The organism is Variovorax sp. P1_H12_2, assembly GCF_056405335.1.
The window spans coordinates 1-2,650 of the sequence record NZ_JBFUCI010000611.1 but is presented as its reverse complement, the minus strand read 5'-3'; the positions used below and the strand labels follow the sequence as shown (position 1 = coordinate 2,650).

The 2,650-nt window shown below is 66.5% G+C and carries 4 protein-coding genes and 1 pseudogene; 2 read left to right on the top strand and 3 right to left on the bottom strand.

Annotation, left to right across the window (positions count from 1 at the left end; translation table 11 throughout):
* On the bottom strand, positions 1 to 657 hold a 657-nt coding region (locus AC1D2K_RS33190; protein WP_478094492.1), incomplete at its 3' end, for a TerC family protein.
* A gap of 416 nt (positions 658 to 1,073) precedes the next feature.
* Between AC1D2K_RS33190 and AC1D2K_RS33185 the strand changes: the two genes are divergently transcribed.
* On the top strand, positions 1,074 to 1,523 hold the full coding sequence (locus AC1D2K_RS33185; protein WP_478094490.1) for a DUF3717 domain-containing protein: 450 nt from the start codon (positions 1,074 to 1,076) through the stop codon (positions 1,521 to 1,523).
* Between the two features lie 5 nt (positions 1,524 to 1,528).
* Positions 1,529 to 1,834 carry a DUF2007 domain-containing protein gene (locus AC1D2K_RS33180; RefSeq protein WP_478094488.1) on the top strand — a complete coding sequence of 102 codons (306 nt, stop codon included), beginning with the start codon at positions 1,529 to 1,531 and terminating at the stop codon, positions 1,832 to 1,834.
* A gap of 16 nt (positions 1,835 to 1,850) precedes the next feature.
* Here the strand turns inward: AC1D2K_RS33180 and AC1D2K_RS33175 are convergent, their stop codons facing one another.
* Positions 1,851 to 2,411 carry a YaeQ family protein gene (locus tag AC1D2K_RS33175; RefSeq protein WP_478094486.1) on the bottom strand — a complete coding sequence of 187 codons (561 nt, stop codon included), beginning with the start codon at positions 2,409 to 2,411 and terminating at the stop codon, positions 1,851 to 1,853.
* Between the two features lie 82 nt (positions 2,412 to 2,493).
* Positions 2,494 to 2,650 (bottom strand): annotated as a pseudogene (locus AC1D2K_RS33170) (adenylosuccinate lyase); the annotation flags it as partial.

Below are 2,650 nucleotides of genomic sequence, written 5' to 3'. Positions count from 1 at the left end.
GACGCCGGCAGCGTAGCGCACCAGGTCGGTCTGCGGCAGCTTCGGCACCCAGGTCCAGGCGGCCGGATTGGCCACCGACGGATCGGACACGGCCATGGTTCCGGCGATCCAGCCGAGCAGCATGCCGCCCAGCGTGATGATCAGCGGGAAGCGGTCCATCAGCTTGATCACCAGCTGGCTGCCCCAGACGATGATCGGGATGCTGACCAGCAGGCCGAAGACCACGAGCGGCATCTGGTGGCCGGCGCCGGCGCCCTGTGCGGCACCCGCGATCGCGATCACGTTGTCCACGCTCATCACCAGGTCGGCCACGATGACGGTCTTGACCGCGGCCCAGAGCTTGTCGCTCGCCGCGATGCTGCCGTGGGCGTCGTCGTGCTCGGGCGCCAGCAGCTTGACGCCGATCCACAGCAGCAGGATCGCGCCGGCCAGTTTCAGGAACGGAATCGCCAGCAGCGTCAGGGCGAAGAAGATCAGGATGACGCGCAGCACGATGGCGCCAGCGGTGCCCCAAAGGATGCCCTTGGTGCGCTGGGCCGGTGGCAGCTTGCGGCAGGCCAGCGCGATCACGACCGCATTGTCGCCACCCAGCAGAATGTCGATCATGATGATCTGGCCGACGGCGACCCAGAATTCGGGGGTTAGAAATTGCTCCATGAAGTCCTCTCTGTTTTCGTTTCACTCCCGCTCGCGTGGATCGGATGAGGCGTTGACGGAGAGAACGGAGTCTCGGGGGCTTGCAACGCTTCGATCAAACCCGCGAGGGCTCACATCGAAGGTCTTGCTTGACAGCACGCGGCTGCCCGACAGGCCGGAAGTGTTTTGCTTCGTATTGACGACCTGGCGAACCCACTCCCTGGAGAGCGAGTGGGAGCTACTCCCCTTCGTGGGCGGAATTAGAGCATCGTGGCCAGGGTGTTGCAACCAGACTTGTCTCATTCCTTGAAGAGAATGAGCCTGGATTCGGCGTGGACAGGCGCAGCGGTGCTATTGATTTCGGAGCAAGCAATCCCTCCAACCATTGCGGGACATTGCCCGGACTATGATGCGCGCTCGCTTTTTCTTGTCTCCCCATGGCTGCCATTCACATCACCGACATCGAGGCCGCCATCAATTTCTGGCGCGAGAGAAAACCTTCGCCCGACGGCATCACGCTGGCCCCCGAACTGCGGGCGCTGGCCGAGGTCTATGCGCTGATGGTGTTCCACCACGAGGACGAGGTCGACGAAGTCGGCTTCCCTGCCAAGGCCTGGGCCGCCTGGATGGACTGGTACCAGAGCACGCCCGACACCCCGTGCATCGCGATCTGCTCCACCAGCCAGGGCGACGACCAGTGCAAGGGCTGCGGCCGCAGCTTCGACGAGGTGCAGCACTGGCCGGCGATGTCGCCGGCCGAGAAGCGCTCGACCTGGCGTCGCATCACGATGCAGGACACGGCCTGGCGCTTCAACAAGTATGCCGAGCGCGCGCGCGAGACCGAGCAGGTCTGGCCCGAGGACGCGCCGCCCGATCCGGCCGACTGAACGCCATGCGACGCCTCGCGCAAGCCCCGAACCTGGCCATCGCGACGCTGTGGGTGCAGATGCTGCGCGACGACGGCATCGGCGCCTCGGTGCAGAGGGAGTACCTGGGCGCCGCGGCCGGCCAGTTGCCGCCCGACCAGTGCCTGCCGGAGATCTGGATCGAGGACGACGGCCAGCTCGCGCTGGCCGAGCGGCTGTTGCATGCGCTCAAGCACCGGCCGCAGCGTCGCTGGGAGTGCCGTTGCGGGGAGCTGGTGGAGGGCGGATTCGAACAGTGCTGGCAGTGCGGCGCCCCGATGCCCAGGGATTAGGGCCTGTTCACGGGCCCTAGCGCAGCCGCACGGGTTCTATGTCGATGCTGGTCTTGCCGTCGCCCAGCATCAGCGCGCCTTCCTGGATCGTCGCCTGCAGCTGCATCGAGCGCTGCGCCAGCGCCGCCAGCGACTGCGAGGCCGCGGTCGGCACGCGAAACACGCTGAGGTTCTGCGGCCGCGTCAGCTTGGTCTCGATGCCGCGCCACCAGATCTCGGCGGCATGGTTGAAGCAGTAGACGATCACCTCGTCGGCCTTGCCGCAGGCCTTGATCACCGGCTTGTCCTCGGGTTGGCCGACCTCGATCCAGAGCTTCACCTGGCCGGTGAAGTCGCGCAGCCAGACATCCGGCTCGTCCGGGTTCGACAGGCCGGCACCGAAGGCCAGCGTGCCGTCGCCGTTGCACACGTCCTGCAGCTTGTGGGCGTTGAGCGCCAGCGCCACCAGCCGGATCATCATCCGTTCGTCGGTTTCGCTGGGATGGCGCGCCAGGGTCAGCGCGTGGTCGGCGTAGTAGTTGTGGTCGATGTCGGCGACCGCGAGACTGGCCTTGAAGATGGTCGATTTGAGTGCCATCAGATTCGCCGCCGGGCCGCCCCAAGGCGGATCAGCCCCCTCGGGGGGCAGCGAGGACACGAAGTGCCGAGCGTGGGGGCCTTCATGCCCGCCGGGCCAGTTCGGCAGCCTTGCCGATGTAGCTGGCGGGCGTCATGGCCAGCAGGCGCTCCTTTTCGGCCTCCGGAATGGCGAGCGAGCGGATCAGCCCGTGCAGCGCCTCGGCGGTCACGGTCTTGCCGCGCGTGACTTCCTTGAGC

Bases quoted from the DNA above. Each gene is read 5' to 3' on its own strand.
- AC1D2K_RS33185 (WP_478094490.1), top strand. From the start codon at position 1,074: ATGGCTGCCATTCACATCACCGACATCGAGGCCGCCATCAATTTCTGG.
- AC1D2K_RS33180 (WP_478094488.1), top strand. From the start codon at position 1,529: ATGCGACGCCTCGCGCAAGCCCCGAACCTGGCCATCGCGACGCTGTGG.
- AC1D2K_RS33175 (WP_478094486.1), bottom strand. From the start codon at position 2,411: ATGGCACTCAAATCGACCATCTTCAAGGCCAGTCTCGCGGTCGCCGAC.